Annotated in this window: 15 protein-coding genes and 1 pseudogene; 10 read left to right on the top strand and 6 right to left on the bottom strand. The window is 70.1% G+C overall.

Translation table 11 applies throughout. The features are described 5' to 3' along the window. A partial coding sequence (locus tag BMY61_RS33960; protein ID WP_075004175.1) for a sialidase family protein occupies window positions 1-1751 on the bottom strand: 1751 nt, incomplete at its 3' end. A 417-nt stretch (window positions 1752-2168) separates the two neighbouring features. Then, a complete protein-coding gene (locus BMY61_RS33965) occupies window positions 2169-2366 on the bottom strand; it encodes a hypothetical protein (RefSeq protein WP_042457626.1) in 198 nt (65 codons plus the stop codon). A gap of 343 nt (window positions 2367-2709) precedes the next feature. On the opposite strand from BMY61_RS33965, the gene BMY61_RS33970 reads away from it, so the two are divergent. The 4 genes from BMY61_RS33970 to BMY61_RS33985 all read left to right on the top strand — a co-directional run bounded on the left by BMY61_RS33970 (window position 2710) and on the right by BMY61_RS33985 (window position 10181). Further along, on the top strand, window positions 2710-6354 hold the full coding sequence (locus BMY61_RS33970) for a S8 family serine peptidase (protein ID WP_052439388.1): 3645 nt from the start codon (window positions 2710-2712) through the stop codon (window positions 6352-6354). A gap of 11 nt (window positions 6355-6365) precedes the next feature. After that, window positions 6366-8408: a S53 family peptidase gene (locus BMY61_RS33975; protein ID WP_042457629.1), complete on the top strand. Its 2043-nt coding sequence runs from the start codon at window positions 6366-6368 to the stop codon at window positions 8406-8408. A 105-nt stretch (window positions 8409-8513) separates the two neighbouring features. Beyond that, window positions 8514-9539, top strand: a complete 1026-nt coding sequence (locus BMY61_RS33980; protein WP_042457632.1) for a helix-turn-helix domain-containing protein — start codon at window positions 8514-8516, stop codon at window positions 9537-9539. Window positions 9540-9902: 363 nt separating this feature from the next. Further along, a complete protein-coding gene (locus tag BMY61_RS33985; protein WP_052439390.1) occupies window positions 9903-10181 on the top strand; it encodes a hypothetical protein in 279 nt (92 codons plus the stop codon). Between the two features lie 242 nt (window positions 10182-10423). Here the strand turns inward: BMY61_RS33985 and BMY61_RS33990 are convergent, their stop codons facing one another. Further along, entirely contained in the window at window positions 10424-10837 is a 414-nt protein-coding gene (locus BMY61_RS33990) for a peptidase inhibitor family I36 protein (RefSeq protein ID WP_075004176.1), read from the bottom strand. A 99-nt stretch (window positions 10838-10936) separates the two neighbouring features. After that, window positions 10937-11239: a hypothetical protein gene (locus tag BMY61_RS33995; protein WP_042457638.1), complete on the bottom strand. Its 303-nt coding sequence runs from the start codon at window positions 11237-11239 to the stop codon at window positions 10937-10939. Between the two features lie 98 nt (window positions 11240-11337). Here BMY61_RS33995 and BMY61_RS34000 point away from each other — a divergent pair, with 98 nt between their 5' ends. From BMY61_RS34000 to BMY61_RS34015, 5 genes are all read left to right on the top strand, one after another. After that, window positions 11338-11625 carry a hypothetical protein gene (locus tag BMY61_RS34000; RefSeq protein WP_042457641.1) on the top strand — a complete coding sequence of 96 codons (288 nt, stop codon included), beginning with the start codon at window positions 11338-11340 and terminating at the stop codon, window positions 11623-11625. Window positions 11626-11842: 217 nt separating this feature from the next. After that, entirely contained in the window at window positions 11843-11971 is a 129-nt protein-coding gene (locus BMY61_RS48505; protein WP_269083990.1) for a hypothetical protein, read from the top strand. Window positions 11972-12989: 1018 nt separating this feature from the next. Further along, window positions 12990-14333, top strand: a complete 1344-nt coding sequence (locus tag BMY61_RS34005) for a phosphatidylinositol-specific phospholipase C domain-containing protein (RefSeq protein WP_052439391.1) — start codon at window positions 12990-12992, stop codon at window positions 14331-14333. 211 nt (window positions 14334-14544) lie between these two features. Continuing rightward, window positions 14545-14976 carry a hypothetical protein gene (locus BMY61_RS48045; RefSeq protein ID WP_236656608.1) on the top strand — a complete coding sequence of 144 codons (432 nt, stop codon included), beginning with the start codon at window positions 14545-14547 and terminating at the stop codon, window positions 14974-14976. A 390-nt stretch (window positions 14977-15366) separates the two neighbouring features. Then, on the top strand, window positions 15367-17769 hold the full coding sequence (locus BMY61_RS34015; RefSeq protein ID WP_052439392.1) for a serine/threonine-protein kinase: 2403 nt from the start codon (window positions 15367-15369) through the stop codon (window positions 17767-17769). Window positions 17770-18124: 355 nt separating this feature from the next. Here BMY61_RS34015 and cuyB read toward each other — a convergent pair whose 3' ends face one another. Together cuyB and BMY61_RS34025 are read right to left on the bottom strand one after the other, a co-directional pair. Beyond that, the gene (gene cuyB, locus BMY61_RS34020; protein WP_052439394.1) at window positions 18125-18856 is read right to left on the bottom strand and encodes a cysteate racemase; all 732 of its coding nucleotides are present in this window, start codon (window positions 18854-18856) and stop codon (window positions 18125-18127) included. Then, the gene (locus tag BMY61_RS34025) at window positions 18853-19968 is read right to left on the bottom strand and encodes a P1 family peptidase (RefSeq protein ID WP_082015545.1); all 1116 of its coding nucleotides are present in this window, start codon (window positions 19966-19968) and stop codon (window positions 18853-18855) included. Before BMY61_RS34025 ends, cuyB begins: the two co-directional genes overlap by 4 nt. Window positions 19969-20175: 207 nt before the next feature. Between BMY61_RS34025 and BMY61_RS48890 the strand changes: the two are divergent. Then, a pseudogene (locus BMY61_RS48890) lies at window positions 20176-20952 on the top strand (M17 family peptidase N-terminal domain-containing protein); the annotation flags it as partial. Window positions 20953-20969 lie beyond the last annotated feature (17 nt).

Raw genomic sequence — 20969 nt, forward strand, 5'->3', positions numbered from 1 at the left:
CTGTGCTTGGCCGCGGTGGTCACGGCCGCGTTGCCGGTCGTGGTCCAGCCGGAGAAGCTACCCGTCTCGAAGCCGCCGTTGGTGACGCCACCGCCACCCGACCCGCCGTTGACGGTGAGCGAGAAGGTGGCGGTGTGCGTGTGCGCGGTCCCGGTTCCCGTGACGGTGATCTGATACGTCCCGACCGGCGTACTCGAGGCCGTCGAGACCGTCAGCGTCGAGGAGCCGCCGGCCGTGACCGAGGACGGGCTGAATGCCGCGGTGGCGCCGGCCGGGAGGCCGGACGCGCTCAGCGCGACCGACTCGGTGTCCCCGCCACTCGCGGTGGTCGCGATCGTCGTGGTGGCCGACGACCCCTGCGCGACCGAGCCGGAGGTCGGGTTCGCGGCGAGCGAGAAGTCGGAGGCCGGAGGCGCGGTGGAGACGGTCGTCGCGTAGATCTCAGCGGTGGAACCGCCGTTGTCCGCGCTGCCCCAGCTCACTGCGATCTGGTTGTTCGGCAGCGTCGCCAGGCCGAAGGTGTCACCCGGCCACACCGAGGCGTTGCCGTAGTTGGTCGACACCTGAGTCGGCGTGCCGACCAGCCCCGAGGCGGTGGTGAAGGTCTGCAGGTAGGTGGCGTAGCCCTGGCTCGGCGCGTTGGTCTGCCATCCGACGTACGCGGTGCCTGCCGGGCCGCCGACGACCTCCATGATGTGCGCCGCGGTGGTGTTGTCGGGCGTCACGTGTGTCGGTGCGGACCAGGTGGCGCCGTTGTCCGTGGAGTAGCTGAGCCAGCCGATGTCGGTGCCGGAGGACTGCGTGTCCCAGGTGGCGTACAGCGTGCCGCCCGCGTCGATGGCGATGGATCCGTTGATCCACCAGTTCGCCACCGCGTCCGTCCCGGCGTCCGGCCGCACCTGCACCGTCGGGTTCGGCCAGGTGGTGCCGGCGTCGTTCGACCAGGTGAAGTACTCGTAGCCGTTGTGGATCGCGTAGGGGGACGTCGTGTCGGTCGGGTGGCCCTCGTAGAGCGAGTCCACGCGGCCGTGCGGGTCGACCAGCAGTGGCGCGGCGAACCCGCCCATCGTCGGGTAGTCGGGGCCGATCGCGGTGAATCCGCCGAACGTCTTGCCGCCGTCGGTCGACTTCTCGATCACGGCGTTCAGCTGGCCGTCGGCGAAGGAGCACGATCCGACCGCGCTGCAGGTGGTCTGGACGTTGGTCTGGTCCGGACCGTAGTCCCAGGTCACGTACACGGTCCCGTCGGGTGCCACGGCGATGTAGGGCCGGTCTCCGAAGTAGCCGCTCCCGGACGGCTTGACCGAGGCGGTCTGTGTGAAGGTCGCCCCGTGGTCGAACGAGGCCTCCACCACGGGGTAGTTGTTCGGCGACATGAACGCCGCGTAGACGGTGCCGTTCGGCGCGACCGCGAGCGCCGGGTCCCAGGCCCCGGACGAGCCCGACAGCATGATCGGCGCGTTGTAGCTGGCACCGCTGTTGGTGGACCGGGCGAACCCGATGCCGCCGCATCCGATCCATGACTGGAAGACGTCGCCGGTGGTGTCGGCGGCGGCCACGACCTCCTGGTTCTGGCCGGAGCAGGACGAGCTCACGTTCACGATCGGCGCTGTGGCGGCGAGGCGGTGCGGTGCCGCCTGGGCCGTGGCTGCGGCGCCGAACAGGAGGAGGGCGGCGGCGGAGGCCGCTGCGGCGAGGCTTCGCAGCCGTCGGCGAGAGGCCGCTAAGTGGCGGGACCCGACGTGGTACATGGTGGTGGCACCCCTTTCAACTGCGCATGCGGAGATCCGGGGTGGTGCAGGCCAGGCAAGGCCGTCCCGTAGTCGGAGACGCGGGCCCGGCGGATGCTAGAAGAAGACATGACAAGACGTCAATGATGCAGGCGCCGTCTGTTGCGTCCATGCCGGTCAGGGCCGCGCTGTCCCCCTGGGCCCTGTGCGGCGTGATCGTGTTCTGTGCTCGCATGCTTCGCGTCTCTGACGGTCTCCCACGCCTCGCCGTGAGCGCGGGCGGTTCGGCCCGTGGCGGCGGATGAAGTCCGGTGATTCAAGAACGAGAGTGCGGAGACCGGCAACCGCCCGGCATCGGCCTCGGCCGGGCCTGGGGCCGGATTTCGCCGGCGCCGAGATCCGACACCACCTCGTGAGGGCCTCTGGGACGACCCGGATTCAGCGCCGGATGCTGACGAGCAGTCCGGCTGGGGCGAGGACCGTCCACCTCGCGAGGTGGACGAAAGCGGCGGTCGGGGAGACCGAGCTCCACAGGACTCCGGCGATCGCGGAGGCGGCCAGGTGGCCGATCGACTGGACGGTGGCCAAGGCGTCGAACGCGGAGCCGAGCAGCTCCTTCCGGGCAAGCGCGGCCACCGCCGCCCGGCCGAGATCGGTGTGAGGCTCCGGAGCCGGGGTTCGTCGATCCGTACGAGGTGTCAGGTCTGGCTGTCGAGCTCCCGCCATGGCGGGAGCTCGACAGGCTGAGCCGCTGACGTGGCTTGCCGCCAGCGCCAAGAATGGCGCCCAAGTTCCCCCCAGCACCCCCTCAGCCCTCGGAGGCCTTCCCTTGTCACGCCCAAGTTCCCGTCGCCGTGGGCTGAGTGTGCTCGCCGCCTCGGCCCTGTTCGTCCTGGCAGCGTACCCCTCGCATGCGCTGGCCTCGCCCCGGGCGACGCCCCCTGCGCAGGGGGAGGCGCATGCTGCGACCGGCGGTACCGTGCACAGGGTCACGCTGATCACCGGTGACACGGTCACCGTCACCGCGCTCGCCGACGGCCGCAGTGTGGCCACGGTCCACCAGGTGCAGGGCTCGACCGGCGGCGTGCTCACCCAGACCGTGGGCAAGGACCTGTACGTCTACCCGGCCGAGGCGCTGCCCTACGTCGCCTCCGGTGCGCTGGACAAGCGGCTGTTCGACGTGAGCCTGCTGATCGCCGACGGCTACGACGACGCGCACACCGCGCAGTTGCCGCTCATCGTCCAGTACGCGAAGGCCACCGGCGCCGCGGCCCGCGCGGCGCGGGCCGTCGCTCCCGCGGGGATGTCGCTCGCACGGCCGCTCACCGCGATCAACGGCGCGGCCGTGACCGCGGCCCGCTCCGGCGGTGCGCGGCTGTGGCAGTCCCTCACGCAACCGGCGACGGCGGCGGCCACCGGTGCCCGCTTCGGTGGTGGCATCGACCGGGTTTGGCTGGACGGCAAGGTGAAGGCCACGCTCGCGCAGTCCACCGCGCAGATCGGCGCCCCGGACGCGTGGAACGCGGGCGTCACCGGCAAGGGAGTGGACGTCGCGGTCCTGGACACCGGCATCGACGCCGGACACCCGGACCTCAGCACGCAGATCGCGGCCTCGCAGAGCTTCGTCCCGGGCGAGGACACCACCGACCACTACGGCCACGGCACCCACGTTTCGTCCACCATCGCCGGGACCGGCGCCGCCTCGAACGGGGTGGAGAAGGGCGTTGCGCCCGGCGCACACCTGCTGGTCGGCAAGGTGCTCAGCGACCAGGGCGAAGGCGACGAGTCCTGGATCATCGCGGGCATGCAGTGGGCGGCGCAGACCGAGCACGCGCGCGTCATCAGCATGAGCCTCGGCAGTCCCGAAGCCAGCGACGGCACCGACCCGATGAGCCAGGCCGTCAACGACCTGAGCGCCTCCACCGGCGCGCTGTTCGTCATCGCGGCGGGCAACAGCGGCGGCCCCGGCGTCAGTTCGCCCGGCGCGGCCACCGACGCGCTCACCGTGGGCGCTGTCGACTCCAACGACCAGCTGGCCTGGTTCTCCAGCACGGGCCCGCGCACGATCGACGGCGGCCTCAAGCCCGAGATCACCGCCCCGGGTGTGGACATCCTGGCCGCCCGCTCGCAGTACGACAGCGAGGGCAGCGGTTCCTACATCACCATGAGCGGCACCTCGATGGCGACCCCGCACGTCGCCGGGACCGCGGCGCTGTTGGCCGAGGAGCACCCGGACTGGACCGGGCAGCAGCTCAAGGACGCCCTGGTCAGCACGAGCAAGGAGACCCCGGACATCCCTGTCGTGGACGGAGGCGCGGGCCGGGTCGACGCGCACGCGGCCGTGCTCGGCTCGATCGACGCCTCGGCCGAGGCGTGGTCCGGCTACTACCCGTGGCCGCACACCGGCGACAAGTCGACCACCAAGACCGTCACGTACACCAACACCGGCGCGTCCGACGTCACTTTGAGCCTCGCCACCAAGGCGACCGGCCCGGACGGCAACCCAGCCCCCGCCGGGGTCTTCACGCTCTCCGCCCAGAGCGTGACCGTCCCGGCGCACGGCACCGCGCAGGTGAGCGTCACCGGGGATCCGAACGCGGCGGCATACGGGGTGACGGACGGCCAGGTGCAGGCGACCGACGCCACCGGGGCCGTCGTCGCGCACACCCTCATCGGCGTCGAGCGCGAGGACGAGCGCTACAACCTCACCGTCAAGGCCACCGACCGCAGCGGTGCCCCGCTCTCCGGAACGGCCGTGCTGTACCGCACCGGTGACCCGTACCCGAACCCGATCACGATCCCCGCCTCCGGCACGCTGACCATGCGTCTGCCCAAGGGCGAGTACTCGCTGCTGATGTACGCCGACCTGCCGGGTGCCACCGCCGGGGACGACCTCGGCCTGGGCGTGTTGTCGGTTCCGCAGATCGACCTGGACGCCAACCGCACCGCGGCGCTGGACGCCCGCACCGCGCGCCAGGTGGCGGCGGTCACGCCGCAGACCAGCGCCGACCGGGAACTGCGGGTGGAGTGGAACCGCGCCACCCCGGGTGGCGGACTGCTCAACGAGAACTTCCTGGTTCCGATCCAGTACACCAGCGTGTGGGCGCAGCCGACCGCGCCGGTCACCGACGGCAGCTTCCACTTCGACACGCGGTGGAGCAAGGGTGCGCCCCCGGTCACGCTCACGGCGACCGAACCGCGCTTCCCGTCCGAGTCCTTCCCCGACGCGGTGGTGGAGCCCGGCAGCACGCTGCTCCCGGCCGGCAGCCGCCGTCTGAAGGTCGCCTACCTGGGCAACGGCCTGGCTGCCGACTACACCGGACGCAACGTCAAGGGCATGGCGGTGGTAGTGCAGCACCTCACCGGCGCCTCCTTCGACCAGACCGCCGCCTACGCCACCGCCCAGGCCCAGGCCGCCGCAGCAGCCGGGGCGAAGCTGCTGATCGTCGTCAACGACAGCTACGGCCGACTCGCCCAGTGGTACGGCGCCGCCGACTTCACCACCAACAGCCCGATCGAGGTCGTGGGCGTGCGGCACGACGAGGGCTCCGCTCTCGTCAGCGCCACCCTCCGCGGCGGTGTCCAGCTCGACACCGTCTCGACGCCCAACACCCCTTACGTCTACGACCTGGTGGAGCGCAAGGACGGGAACATCCCGAACCAGGACCTGACCTACCGCCCCAAGCTCACGGACCTGGCCCGTGTCGACTCCCGCTTCGCGGGCTCCGCCACCGCGCCCGGCTACGAGGGCCGCTACGACATGCAGAACTTCGACCAGTTCGGCGTCGGGTTCGACATGGTGCAGCAGCTGGGCACGGTCCGCACCGACTACGTCACGCCGGGCGCGGGCGGCTTCAAGTGGTACGACGAGGCCGGCATCACCAACGTGGTCAACGAGCGCGCCCTGATCACGGACTACCGCAAGGGCACCAGGAGCACCGTCAACTGGCTCACCCCTGTCGTGCACCCGCGGCTCAACAACGCCGGCTCCCTGCCCTTCCGGGGCGGCGACTGGTTCTCCCTCAACATCCCCGGCTACGGGGACGGCAACGCCGGACACAGCGGCTTCGACTACGGCCTGTGGAGCGGCACGCCGGACAAGATGCTCGAGACCGTCACCCTCTACCAGGGCTCGACGAAGATCGGCTCCACGATCTACCAGCAGCTCAACGTGCAGGCCCCGAGCCAGGCCACGCTGCCCTACCGGCTCGTCGCCGCGACCAGCCAGAACGGCGTGTTCCCGACCTCGACCGCGACCCGCACCGAGTGGGGCTTCACCTCCGGCACCAACACCGACGGGGCGTGGATCCCGCTGATCCAGCTCGACTACGGCGTCGCGACCGACCTGAACGGCGACGCCGCCCGCCACAGCACGCTCACCCTGACCGCCTCCCAGCTGCCCGGCGCCACCGGGGCCGGGACGATCACCGGCGCGACGCTCCAGGTCTCCTTCGACGACGGCTCGACCTGGCACACCGTGAGCCTGAAGGGCGGCCACGGCAGCTGGAGCACGCAGATCACCGCCCCCTCCTGGGCCCGCTACGTCTCCCTGCGAGCCACCTCCCACGACAGCGCCCACAACACCGTCACCCAGACCGTCCTGCGCGCCTACGGCGTGAAGTAGGTCGAGCAGCCATGAACCCGGAGCCCACCATCAACACCTCACGCCACTCCCGCGCCACGGCGGCCGCGATAGCCGCCCTCGCCCTCACCACCTCCGCGCTCACCATGGCCGCCCAGGGTCAGGCCGCGGCCAGCGCCCCGAGCCCCGCCGCCCGGGCCCTGACGGGCACGCACCCGGCCTGGGCGACCGCCGACCGCGGCGCGCTGTCCGCCGCGACCCGACTCACCGTCCGCGTCTACCTCGCCGGGCAGGACCCGGCGGGCCTGGCCGCCTACGCCCGCGCGGTCTCCACCCCGGGAAGCCCCCGCTACGGCCAGTACCTCACCCCGGCCCAGGTCCAGCACCGCTACGGGCCCACCGCCGCCCAGCTCACGGCCGTCCACGGCTGGCTGACCGGCGCTGGCTTGTCCGTCACCGCCACCACCGCGCACTACGTCGAGGTCAGCGGTGACGCCGCCGCCCTCGCCCGCGCCTTCGGGACCGCGATCCACCAGTACGCGGTCGGCGGCACGATCCGGCACGCGCCCGTCGGGAACGCCGTCCTGCCCGCGAGCGTGGCCTCCGCCGTGCTCGCCGTCAGCGGCCTCAGCAGCGTCACCACGCACGCCCACCCGCAGTCCGTGCCGCTGCCGCGCACCGAGGCCGGGCAACGGGGGACGGCCACCGCGGCCGCGGGTGGCATCCGCACCACCGCGACCTGCTCGGCCTACTGGGGTCAGAAGAAGGTCACCGGTGCCCCCGCCGGCTACACACCGTCCACGGCCTACGACGAGTGCTCGTTCGTCCCCTCGCAACTGCGCAAGGCCTACGGCATCGCCGCCTCCGGGCTGACCGGCAAGGGTGCCCGGGTCGCCGTTGTCGACGCCTACGCCTCCTCCACGATGCTCGCCGACGCGAACCGCTTCGCCACCCGCCACGGGGACAAGGCCTTCCGGCCCGGCCAGTACACCGAGGTCGTCAACTCCGCCCAGTGGAACAGCCAGGACGCGTGCGGCGGTCCAGCGGGCTGGTCGGGGGAGGAGGCGTTGGACGTGGAGATGGTCCACGGCCTCGCCCCGGACGCGAACGTCGTCTACGTCGGCGCGAACTCGTGCACCGACCCGGACCTGCTGGGAGCCCTGTCCACGGTCGTCGACCAGCACCTCGCGGACGTCGTCTCCAACTCCTGGGGCGAGATCATGCACTCGGCCGGCGGCGACATGGACCCGGGCCTGGTCGCGGCCTATGAGCAGGTGTTCCAGCAGGGCGCGATCGAGGGCATCGGCTTCGAGTTCTCCGCGGGTGACTGCGGCGACGACTCCCCGGCCGCAGCCGCCACCGGCGTCAACTGCGACCCGACCACCACCCGCGCGCAGGCCCAGTTCCCCTCCTCCGACCCGTGGGTGACCTCGGTCGGCGGCACCGCGCTCGGGATCAAGGACGCCGGCGGGAGCTACGGCTTCGAGACGGACATGGGCACGCTGCGCTCACCGCTCACCGCCGACGGCACCGGCTGGTACCCGCTTCCGGGAGCCTTCTACTTCGGCGGCGGGGGCGGCACCAGCGAGGACTTCGCCCAGCCCTGGTACCAGCAGCACGCCGTGCCCGGCAGCCTCGCCCACACGCTGATGACGGGCGCTCACAGCGGCTCCGCGCGGCGGGTCACCCCGGACGTGGCCATGAACGGCGACCTGTACACCTCCGTCCTGGTCGGCATGAGCGACGGCGCGCCGTACGGTGAGGGCGGCTACGGCGGCACCAGCGTCGCGGCACCCGAGTTCTCCGCCGTCCAGGCCGACGCCATCCAGGCGCGGCACGGCAGGCCGATCGGCTTCGGCAACCCGGCGATCTACCTGCGGGCGAACAGCAAGGACTTCACCGACGTCGTCGACCAGGCGGCCGCGCACGACCGGGCGCCGCTCAACGCGGTGGCCGACTTCGGCGTCATCGCCGGGCGGCTGCACGCCAGCCTGATCGCGTTCGGGGAGGACACCAGCCTCAACGCGGTCAAGGGATACGACGACGCCACCGGTGTGGGCAGCCCCACCCTGGCCTACCTGGACTCCTTCCGGTAGACATCCACACCGGAGCAAGACCGGCAGCCGCCCGCCCTCCTCTCAACGGGCGGCTGCCCTCACCTCGCGAGGTGAGGTCCACGAACGATGGTAAGGAGCACCCCGGTGCTGGAATCCGCGGACGAACACGTCAGGATGCTGTCCCGCTTCGGGCTCGGCCTCGAAGCCGAGAAGGTCTACCTGGCTCTGGTCACCCGCACCGCTGCGCGCACCGAGGCGCTGGCCGAACAGACGAACCTCGCCCTGCCGCGGGTGCAGGCCGCGGTCACCACCCTGGCCACCGCCGGCCTGGTCCAGCCCTTCGACGACGGCGCCTACCGGGCCCGCACACCGGAGTACGCGTTCCGCGACCTGCTGGACCGCCGCCAACGTGAACTCGACGACGACCGCGCCCATGTGGAGCGCCTGGCCGAGGTGTTCCGCCGCTCGGCGGCCGCGCGCGACACCTCCGAGATCGTCCAGGTGATCACCGGTCGCGCCGCCGTCGCCGCCGCCACCTGCGACCTTCAGGAGAGCGCGCAGTACGAGGTCCGCTCGATGGTGAAACCACCGGTGCTCGCCCAGCCGGCCGGTGACAACGTCGAGGTGCAGACCTCCCGGATGTCCAAGGGCATCTGCTACCGCACCGTCTACGAGCAGTCGATGCTCAGCGAGGCCTCCGAGGTCAGGCTGCTGGAGACCTCGCTGCGCTGCGGCGAGCTCGTTCGCACGACCAGCCATGTTCCGGTCAAGCTGATGATGGCCGACGCCTCGCAGGCCATCGTCCCCCTGGACCGCAACACACCCGAGCCCTCCGCCGTGCTCGTCCGCCACCGCAGCCTGATCGACGTCCTGGAGGCCCTGTTCGAACGCGTCTGGGTGTCCTCCACTCCGCTCGCGCCGTGGCAGGACGCCACCACCCCCCGGACGTCCGAAGCGGGGCCGCAGGAGATGTCCGGCGACGCCCCCTCGGCCGAGGACGTACGTCTGCTCTCGCTCATGGTCGCGGGCCTGACGGATCAGGCGCTCTCGGTGCACCTCGAAATCAGCACGCGCACCGTGGAACGCCGCATCCGCCGACTCATGGACGACGCGGCCGTCACGACCCGCATCCAGCTCGCCCTGCACGCAGCGCGTCGCGGCTGGATCTGAGGGCGGCCCGCCCGCAGTAGCGGGTTCCGTGCCGTGATCCACGCCTCCGCTGCGGAAGCTCGCCTCGTCGGCCTGCGGCGAGCCTGCGCCGGCACTCTGGCTCGCCGTCTCGCACGACGCGCCGGCCGGCGAGTGGCCGAGATGAGCCCCATGAGCAGCCCACGGTGACGACCGTGTGCCGGAGGCTGTGCGCATCGACGGCTCGCACCACCTGCCGCACCTGCTGTGGGCTCGCCCCGGTCAGGCTGCGGTCGTTCGCGGGGACTGGCCGTCATCGAGCACGCCAGTCGCCGCGTCCGGATCCTCGGCACCACCGCGCACCCCACCGCGAGCTGGGTCAGCCAGGCTGCTCGGAATCTGGTCATGGACCTGGAGGACGCCGGAGCCACCGTCAGGTACCTGATCCGGGACCGGGACGCGAAGTTCCCAGCGCTCTTCGACCAAATCCTGTCGGACGCCGGCATCCAGGTCGTGCTCGCCCTCGTCCGTGTGCCGCGCACGAACTCCATCATGGAGCGATGGGTGCAGACCTGCCGCCACGAACTCCACGAGCGGACCCCTATCTGGAACGAAAGCCACCGACGCCGCACACCTCGCGAGTTCGAGCAGCATCACCACGCACACCGGCCCACCAAGCCATGAACCAAGCGGCACCACTACGCCACCGTGGCGTCATCCACGAGTACCGACATGCTGTCTGAACTGCACGGATGAGGTCATCGGCAGGCGCAGTGTGTCAGCGTGCGACCTCCGCTGCCGTGCTACGTGATGTAACCGCCTGCAGGGTCGACGCCAGCTGGACAGGCGGGTGGCCACAGGACGGCGCGGTGCCGGCCCCTCCACCGTGTCGGTGCAGAGGGGGCCGCACGATGCTTCGCTGGGCGTCAGCAGTACAGGAGAGAGTCGTTGTTGTAGGTGCCGGAGTCCAGGGATCCGGCGTAGCCCGCGACGACATAGTCGTCGTGGCCAAGGTCCGACTCGACGATCACCGTGTGGCCGGTGTTGTTGACGATCGAGGCAGCGCGGTCGTACACCGTCTGCCCGTAGCCAGAACCGTTCCCCCAGTGAGCGAACGTGAAGTCCGTCAGGCTGAGGCTCTGGCCAGGCGACCAGTCTTCCCACGCGCCCCAGCCGTACTGTGGCGAGTTGAAGTACAGGCACACGTTCCCGCTCGGACACGCCTCCACGCCGCCCGGGCCGGCGGCGAACGCGTTCCCCGTTGTGAGGCTCGTCGCGCCTACCGTGAGTGCGGCTACTGCTGTCACTGTGGCGGTAAGACGTCCCAGCTTGATGCGCATTCCGTCCCCTCCTCTGGCCGTGCATGACGAAGGCCAGACGCGTGTTGCCTGGCCTCGGTCAAGGATCACACCCCTGCACGGCGCGCACTATGTGTTCACCTACTTCCGGTTGTGGAGATACGAGGCGAGACGCGCATCGGCCATGTCGGCCTCGGGGGCTTCCTGGCTGTCGAGCACGGCGTGGCCGAGCTGGGTGACGTGGATCGGGCGGCCGCGGCCGGTGTGGTCGCCGAGTTGGACCAGGCCGTCGCGGAGCAGCCGGTCGAGGGCGGGCCGGGAGACGCCGTTGCTGGGCTTGGCGGGGTCGCGGGAGACCAGCGCGAGCCAGCCGCCGGACGCGGAGCCGGCGAAGCGGGCGAGGTAGTCGTGGCCGGTCTGGGCGGTGCGGGGCAGTCCGGCCATGGTGCTCTTGTCGGGTTGTGGCGGCCGCGTGCGGCGGCCGCCCAGGCCCGGTTTCTGACGCTCGACCGGCAGACTCGTCGAGCCCTACAGTGCCCGTCATGAACGACGACTCCAGCCATCAGCCCACAGCGACCGATCTGGTGGACTTTCCGCTCCCCGCCTACCTGCGGCCCCTACTTCCCCACACGATGCTCAAGGGCTGGCTGATGCCGCTCGTCTTCGTGCTGCTCGCAGTCGGCTTCTGGGGCTACAGCAGCAGCCATCTGGACCCGACTCCGGGACGCCAGCTCTTCGAGGCGTTCTGCTTTGCGTTCGTGGCCGTGGTCTTCGCCGTGGGGCGGCTTTGGATCGGCTGGTGGGTGAAGCACCGCAAGGCCGCCAAGTAGCCAGCCCGGGCGCGGAACGGACGGCACCAGCGCCCACCCTGGCGGCCGGGCGGTTACTCCTCGTCGGGCCAGACGATTCGCGGCTCGACCCGACCGGTGCAACCGTCGCAGATCACGACCCGCCAGAGGTCGGTGTTCTCGTCGCCCCGTTTCCTCGCTGACCCGGAGTTTGAGGTCCATCGTTGGCGACGTGAGGCTCCAGAGGAGCGGCGGCGAGATGAAGTCCGCCAGCACCACGCGCGCCGAGGTCATCAACGCGTTCATCGCCCGGTACCCGCACACGCCCCGGGGGGCGAAGCCGGTGAGGCGGCCGGATCGTGAGGTATGGGCCAAGCCCGGCGAGTAGCGGCAGCGCCCATCTGGCCAGGTCCGGGACCGAGGTTGGTCCCCAAGTGGTCCCAGAGGAGCCCTCGGGGCGGCATCTGCGGATCGTCCGTTGAGAAGTCCGGGACAACGACAAAGGCCCGCCGACCTGGAAGTTTCCTTCCAAGCCGACGGGCCTTTAAGCCTGTCGGGACGACAGGATTTGAACCTGCGACCCCTTGACCCCCAGAAATGCCGTCATACCACTCTTCTGCTAGGGCAGTTCGGCGCGATCTGGCGGACGCTCCCAATCAACAGGGGGCAGCTCGCACCTTCTTGATCGACGTTCGACACTGTTACTCCGATGGACCCAGGCCCAGCCCCCAAGCGGACTTGCCAACCGCCCACTCAGGGCGGTTATCCGAAGTGCCAGGCCGATGGTCTGAACGACGTCATGCGGGGCACCTTGGGGCTCTGCGCGGACGGGGCAGCTGCGTGGCGAGCGGCCGTAGCTGTGCTCCGCATGCTCCTTCGGCTCCCAGCGCCGAGGCGACATCCTCGATATGCGGGGGCCGTTCCAGCCTCCTCCTTCGTTCCACCCACCCGTTCCCGGCGCGGCAATCGCCACAGTTCAGGGCGTCGGAATCGTTCCAGCGTCCCGGATTGCGGCGAACCTGTGGCATCCGGGACGGCTGCCGCCCCATCGTGATTGCCCGGCGACGGGGCGCTGCCGTGCTACGCGGTCAGCCATGACCGGCACGCCCCACGTCGGACCGACAGCAAGCCACTGACCCTGACACCCGCTCCTTGTTGGACAAACCCGTCCAGCCGCCACGAACGGAGACCTCTGGATGCCCCGCACCGCGCACCGATCTGGCCCCAGCGCCGCCCGGCGATCGCCAGCGAGCCGCGCCCTGCGCGCCGCACTGCTGCTCACCGCCACCGCCCTCGTTCCCCTGGCGCCGAGCGCCCCCGCCGCTGCGGATGTGCCACGGCCTGTGCCGCAGCCAGGGCCGACGGCGGCTTTCGAAACCCTCAGTTCGAGTTCGCAGCCCGACTGGATGTCCCGCGTCCCGGACCACACCTGGCTCGCGGCCATGTCGATTCCCGGGACGCACGAGAGCCTGGCCATCCACGGAGGGGATCCCGTCCAGGCCCAGCAGGACTTCGGCGACAACGCGCAGACCCTCACCGCCCAGTACCAGGGCGGAATCCGCGCGGTCGACATCCGTGTGCGGGTCAACGGCGGCAAGTTCGACATCTTCCACGGTTCATACCCCCAGAACGCGAACTTCGACGACGTCCTGGCCAAGACCCAGGCGTTCCTTGCCGCTCACCCGGGCGAGACGGTCCTGATGCGCCTGCACTCCGAATGCACGGGCGGGGCATTCAACTGCATCGACGACCCCGGAACCACCGACGCAACCCGCCAGACCATCTTTCAGCAGTACGTCAGCCGGTACCCGGGGCTGTTCTACAGTCCCTCGGTGACCGGTACGACGACCGTTCCACAGCTCGGCCAGGTCCGCGGAAAGATCGTCCTGCTCGGGTTCGAGAACCCGCACGGTGGCAGCATCGGCCTCGGCGTCAACGGCTACAACAGCAACATCGAGGATGCCTACACGACCGTCGAAACCCACCTTAAGTGGTCGCTGGTCAAGGCCAATCTGGACCAGGCCGCCGCCGACTCCACCGGCGGCATGTTCATGACCTACAGCAGTGCGAACGGCTGGGGCACGGCCGATGCCCGCGGGCCCATCGACGTCGCCGGCGGCTACGTGCTCTGGCCCACCACGGTCGAAGGCGTCAACCAGTACCTGACGGACTACCTCGACCAGGGCGGCGACGCCGGAGCCCACATCGGCATCGTCATGATGGACTTCCCCGGCTGGAAGACGATCGCGGACATCATCGCCCGCAACCCGACCTACCAGCCGGCAGGTCCGGCGATCTGGCGGGTCAACCCCAACCGGACGTACGTCAACAGCCTGAACGGGCGGTGCCTGAGCCGCGGAACCGCGCTCGACAGCACCGGGACCGGCGGCCTGGTCATCGATCGCGCCTGCCAGAACCCGGTCCCCAGCAGCGAGCAGTGGACGGCCACCAACCCGTCGGCCTACTTCGACGGCAAGGGCTACTTCTGGATCAAGTCCGGCGACGGCAAGTGCCTCACCGTCCCCTACAACAACGGCGTGACGCCACCGGCCGGCACCCAGCTGCTGTGGTGGCCGTGCGAGACCCGCTGGTTCTCCGGCAACCAGATGTGGAACGTCCTCCCCACCCAACTCAAGGACACTTCGGCGTACGCGTTCGCCGACCAGTGGACCGGGCTGTGCGTGACCATGGACCCAGCCACAGCCATGCAGGCCACCGGAAAGGTCACCCAGGACGCCTGCCCGAAGTGAGCAAGTCCGCCGCCTCGTCCTGCGGCTGGCGCGCGAGAACCCTTCCTGGGGCGACCGCCGCATCCACGGCGAGCTCGCCGTCCTCGGCATCCGGTTGACACCGTCAACGGTCCGGGAGCTCCTGCGAAGCGAGGGCGTCGACCCCGCGCCGAACCGCTCAAGCGTCACGTGGTCGGAATTCCTGTGCTCGCAGGCCGAGGCGATCTTGGCGATGGACTTCATCGAGACCGTCACCCTCACCGCACAGTGCCAGTACATCCTCGCGGTCATCCACCACGCCAGCCGCAGGGTCCGGATCCTCGGCACCACCGCCCACCCGACCCATGCCTGGGTCACCCAGGTACTGCGGAACCTGCTCATGGACCTGGAGGACGCCGGCCAGCCCTCCACATTCCGGTTCCTGATCCGCGACCGGGACGCCAAGTACCCAGCCATGATGGACGAGATCCTCCAGACTGTCTGCATCGCGCCTGTTCTGACGGGCGTACAGGTGCCGCGGAAGAACGCGGTCATGGAGCGCTGGGTCAGGACACTCCGGGCCGGTCCTAGACCGGACCCTCGTCTGGAACGAGGCCCGCCTGCGTCGTGTGCTGTTGGTCTACGAGCCCCGCCCGGCTCGAGCCACACCAGGTCGAGCGCCTGAACATACGCCGGCGCGACAGACTCGGCGGAGTCCTCCACGAGTACCGACATGCTGCTTGACCTGCGCGGACGGGGATTTCGGCACCTACAATCATGCCGAGGATGCCGCCAGACGCGGGCGAGTCGGCTCGTCAATCGAAAACATGTTCGTATAGTCGTCGAGATGCGCCCGGGTGGATGCCGAGGCCGTGGTGTGACTGAGCACTTCAGCTGGCGAGGGAGTGTCCAAGTTGGCGGATTGAGCGTCAGTGCCTCTTCTGCTCAACCGGACCACGCGCCAAGAACCCGCTTGCGGACGCGACACGGGAGTTCGTCCAGCTCTCCACCACCGCGTAGATCCGCGTCGTAGGCTGGCGAGTGTTCGAGCCGCGCGGGACACGGGTGGGGGATCGTGGCGCAGGAGGCACAGGCGGAACAGTTGATCGCGGGCCGCTACCGGCTCCTGTCGAAGCTCGGCGCCGGCGGCTTCGGGGAGGTCTGGAAGGCCCACGACGAAACGCTCCGGCTCGACGTCGCGGTCAAGGCCGTGCGGGTGCCACCGGCGGTGTCGACAGAGGAGCAGGCCGAGAGGTTGGCGCGGGCCGCGCGCGAGGCCCGCAACGCGGCCCGGCTGCGGGACCATCCCAACGTCGTCGCCGTGCACGACGTGGTCATCGATAGCGGCGTTCCCTGGACCGTCATGCAGCTGGTCGTCGGCTCCTCATTGCAGGAGCAGTTGGACGCGCACGGCGCTCTGTCCGTGGACCGGGCCGCGGCGCTGGCCTCGGCGATGCTGGGCGCCCTGGGCGCGGCCCACGACTGCGGGATCGTGCACCGCGACGTCAAGCCCGCCAATGTGATGGTGGCCGGAGAGCGTTTCCTGCTCACGGACTTCGGGATCGCGGTACACGAGCAGGACACCGCGCTGACCGGCACTGGGATGCTCATCGGCTCCGCGGAGTACATGGCCCCGGAACGGGCCCGCGGCCAGGACGGCTTGGCGGCGAGCGACCTGTTCTCCCTCGGGGTGATGCTCTATCAGGCGGTGGAGGGTGTCTCGCCGTTCCGCCGGGCCACTTTCGAGGCGACGCTGGCCGCTGTGCTGTTCGAGGGAGCACCGCCGATGCAAAACGCCGGGCAGCTCACCGACCTGATCGCCGGGCTGATGGCCAAGTCCCTCGACCGGCGCCCGACCATGGCGACGGCGCGGGTCCTGCTGCATGCTGCAAGCGGCCGCGCCCGGTTCCCGCGGGGCCGGAACGGGGGGCCCGACCTGACCACGGATCGGCATGAACGGGCCGTAGCGGCCCTGGCCAAGGCCGGACGTCTCGCCCGGGGTGGGCCTGAGGACTTGGACAAGGCCTGGGGGTTGTGCCGGGTGGCGCAGGTCGCCGCCGTCCTCGATGCCGACCTGGCTCGGCAGTTCGCGGACGAGGCCGAGTGCGTAGTCCGCAATCTTCCGCCGGACGAGGACATGTACGACGCCTGGCTGCTGGCTGAGGTGGCGAAGGGCCTGGCCGGCGTCGATCCCGGCCGGGCGGTGCGGCTCGCCGGAGAGGCCGAAAGCATCGCGGACAGCCTTCCCAAGAGCGCGGATCGAGCACTGGGACTGGCTGAGGTTGCCAAGTCCCTCACCGACATCGATCCTGCCCGGATCCGGCGGCTGACTGAGGCGGTCGAGCGCACCGCCCGCACGGTCCCGGACCGCTTCCGCGCGGCGGAGGCGCTGAACACGGCCGCCGATGCGCTGGCCGAGCTCGATCCCGGTCGGGCCGCTCGGCTCCGGGCCAGGGCGGTCCAGGTCGTCCTCGTCATCCCCGTGGACCCGCCCGAGGAGGAGGACGAAGACCTTGCCCGTGCCGCCTCCGGTCGGGGCAACAGGGTCAAGGCACTGTCGGAGGTGGCGTGTCAGTGGTCGGGAACTGACCCGAGCCGTGCCCAGCAACTGATCGGCGAGGCCGAGCACACCGCCGAGAAGATGTTCACACGTTCGGCGCGGGCGGAGGCCTGCGCCGACATCGGTGACGCCCAGGCGAGGATCGCGCAGCAGTTGGCCGGCACGGATCCGGCCCTCGCTCTCGGCTGGGTGGATCGGACTGCGGGCCTTGCCCGCTCCATGCCGGACGGCCCGTCCAAGCAGCGGTTGCTGGGGGCGAGAGCGACGGCACTGGCCGTGGTCGCAACCGCCGTGGCGCTCGACAGGCCGGATCATGCCGTGGCCCTGGCAACCGAGGCCCTGGACCTCACCCAGGACATCTCCACCGACCCCGAGCTGGAGTCGGCGGTGGGGGCACTGACAGCGGTCGCCGAGGTCCTGGCCCTGACCGACCCCGACCGCGCGCTCGACCTCCTGGGACGGACCCGGCCCCTTGCGGATGGTCTGTCCACGGCCGCCGTCCAGGGTCGCGTGCTGGGCCAGGTCGTCAGAGCGATGACCGCGATGGCCTTGCATGCGGTCGGCGACCCCGACCGGGCCGAGCAGGCACTGCGCGCTGCGGAAGGCTGCATCGACGACATGCCCCACGGGGAAACTGCCCGCCCGAAACACGAGGTCGTGGAGGCGATGGCTCAGACGGTCGGCTGGCTCGTGGCCGAGCACCGCGAGCCAGCTCGGTCGCTGGTGAAGCGCGCTCAGCGCCTGGCCAGAGGCATCTCCCCCAGCGGCTGGAGGGACCAGGCGTGGGTGCACGCCCTGGTAGCGCTGGCCGCCGTCGATCCCGACAAGGCCGAGCGTGCCACCCGCGACCTCTCCGACCGGGACGACAAGGTGACCGTATGGATCGCCGCAGCCAAGTCCTGGACGGCCGCCCCGTAGCAACACACCCGCCCCACTGACTACCTCCGGCCCGCCAGCCGTGGCGCTCAGACTCGCCAACTGGAGCGCTCAGTCGCAAGTGGCGACGATCTCCCCGTCATTGCCTCGATGGCCTTGGCGCTCTCAGGCTCCCCCGGAGAAGGTGCACGGCGCTGGCCTGCCTTGGCTGGTTGAGGTCGGGTGTGTTCTCGGACTTGCTGGTTCCGGGGAGTCGCACTTGGCAATCCGATAGCTGATCGGCGCAGGTCAGCTATCGGATTGTCCGGTCTTAGGATTGTGGACTGGAAGGTGTCTGACCTGCATGGACGTAATAGTCGGCACCCACAGTGTCATTCGTCCGGGACCCGGTCGCGATTCAGCAGACGTGTCCCACACTCTGCAGGACGACGGCCGAGGCAAGGCAGTCGGTCGCGTCCACGATCGACACGATCTGCGTGGCGTCCTGGGAGACGAGAGGGATCTCGGTGCACCCGGCGACGACGATGTCGGCTCCGAGCTGGTGCAACCTCTGCGCGGCCTTGCGTATGCCCAGACGGGCGACGGCGAGGTCACCCCCTGTCTTGACCATGTGGATGGCGGGGCTCACCCAGGCGCCCTGTTCGCCGGGATCGAGGTTCACCAGCGTCAGGCCGCGGCGCTCGCACTCCGCGGCATACAGGCCCGCCCGGCGTGTCCCTTCGGTAGCCAGCAGGCCCACAGAGCGCACACCGACGTACTCGCAGACGATCGCATCGACGGTGGCCCTGATCATGTCGATGAACGGGACGTCCACGAGCTGCCGGATCTCGGGCAGGAACGCGTGCGCAGTGTTGCACGGGATGGCGATGGATCGGGCCCCCATGGCTATCAGCCGGCGAACGCCATCCACCATCGACGGAACCGGGGAGGGGCCAAGGCCCAGCAGGGCACGCGTGCGATCGGGGATCTCGGGGTTGGACCAGATGGCGAGGGGCAGGTGCTCGAACTCCATGGCCGCAGGGGTCCTGGCAACGAGCTTGGCCATGAAGTCGGCTGTCGCTGACGGCCCCATCCCGCCGAGAATGCCCACGATCGTCTTCGCTGGCCCCTCGTATGAGGCGTCGTTCACCTGGCGCCCCCGCGGCTCAGGGACCGGGCGGGAAGCGCCGCGGCGAGACGACCGTTAGCAGAGGGAACGGTGTCAGCTGCAAGCAATGAGTCGAGCACAGCCTCCTCGACGGTGTCCATCGCGGCCTCGAAGAGTACCGACGCCTCGTCGTTGCCGGGCTTGAACCGCTCCGACTGCAGCGAGGTGGAGACCGCGAGACCGTAGTCACCGCTTCCGTGGCTGAACCGGGCTCCCACGCGGGCAAGGGCAAACACGCCACGCGACGCGAGGCGGCGCAGCGTGTTCGTGTCGAACGGGGCGTCCACGGCCAGTACGACCATGCACGACCCGTCAGCGGTGGCAGGCCCAGCAGTGGGGAGCCCGTAGTCAGAGGGCAGTACGACGTTGCCACACGCCCGCAGAGGGCCGTCCATGTTGGCCTGAACCAGTGCGCCGACGGTCACACGCTCACCCATGACGGACACGATCCGCGAGGACGACCCGATGCCGCCCTTGAACCCGAGCGCGCATGCTCCGGTCCCGCCTCCGACGTTGCCAAGCTCCACCGGGTCCGATGAAGCCGAGTCGATGGCCCGCAAGACGTGCTCGGCCGTCACCGGCCTGGGGTCGCCCGCGGAAAGCCAGGAGTCGTTGATTTCGCCGACGACAGGATTGACCGAGGTGATCCCCCCTCCTTCCCCCTGAGTCCGCAGGACCCAGGTGACGACCGCGTCTGCCGCTCGGAACGCGGAGAGCGTGGACGTCAGGACGATCGGGGTCTCCACCTCACCCAGTTCGTCGATCTGGGTGGCGCCCACGAACTTCCCATGTCCGTTCCCGACGAACAGGCCCGCGTGAGCCGGACGATGAGGTGAAACGTCGTCAATGACCAGGGCCGTGACACCGCTGAAGATCGCCTGACCGTCGGTGACCGTCGTCTGGCCAACCCGCAGACCCGGAACGTCCACGATCGTGTTGGTACGGCCGACCGGGAAGCGACCGACGGATTCGCCGAGCGTCCGCAGACGCCCGGCCGAGCCGCGGGTAGCAGCAGGCACATCGTTGTGCGTGACGACCGTGCGAGGAGCCTCAATGAATGCATCCGTATGCGTGCGACCTCTAAGGTCTCCCATCCAAAGCTCCCTCGGAAAGTCGAGTTCAGGCGGCTGCTGGCTCAGCAGCTACCTGAAGTCTGCGGACCGGGAGCGGCCTCCACATTGGCGCACTCGCACCAGTAGGGACGATCAATCTGTCGGTTCGAACAACAGGCCGCCTGCAACCGTGGCCCCCTGCGCCGCCGCGCCCGGCATTCGCACCCTGCGCCAATCCGGAGCAACGGAATCTGTCCGCCTGTCCCAACAGCGGGAGCGGTCAGGCGCGCCGCCGGCGCCGCAGCCCGCTGCACAGGCTCGGCCAGCACCGCCACCCTCGTGCTGCCCGCCACCACCCGTGAACTCGTGCGAGCCGTGGTCCGGGGCTGGGAACTGGGAGGCTACTCCTTCGACGCGTACCGTTCACGGCGGACCGAACGCGCAACGTACGTCACGATCGTCACCAGTGCCGCTGCCGACGAACGCTTCCAGGCCGCGGCACTGGAAGGCGCCCAAGTCGCACAGGCGCAGAACCTCGCACGGATCTGGGTCAACACACCGCCCGGCAACCTCACCCCGGACAGATTCGCCCAGTCCGTCATCGAGCTGAGCAAGCGCCGCAGCGGCCACCCGGTCCAGCTCCGGCTCCTGGCCGGCCTGGACCTGGTCGAGGGCGGCTACGGCGGCATCCTCGGCGTCGGAAGGGCCTCGACGACCCCGCCGCTGCTTCTGGAACTGCACTACCAGCCGGCCGACGCCGAACGTCAGATCGCCTTCGTCGGCGAGGGGATCACCTACGACTCCGGAGGCCTGTCCATCAAGGCAGCCGACTTGGTGGCGACCATGAAGACAGACATGGCGGGCGCCGCCGCGGCCATCGCCGCCGTACTCGCCGCCGCCGACCTTGGGCTACCGATCGGCATCTCCGCCCACGCGCCCCTGGCCGAGAACATGATCGCAGGCGATGCCCTCAGGCCCGGCGACGTGCTGAGGATGTACGACCGCCAGACCGTCGAGGTCACCAGCACCGATGCCGAGGGAAG

Source organism: Streptacidiphilus jiangxiensis, from assembly GCF_900109465.1.
In the GTDB taxonomy this organism is placed as follows: domain Bacteria; phylum Actinomycetota; class Actinomycetes; order Streptomycetales; family Streptomycetaceae; genus Streptacidiphilus; species Streptacidiphilus jiangxiensis.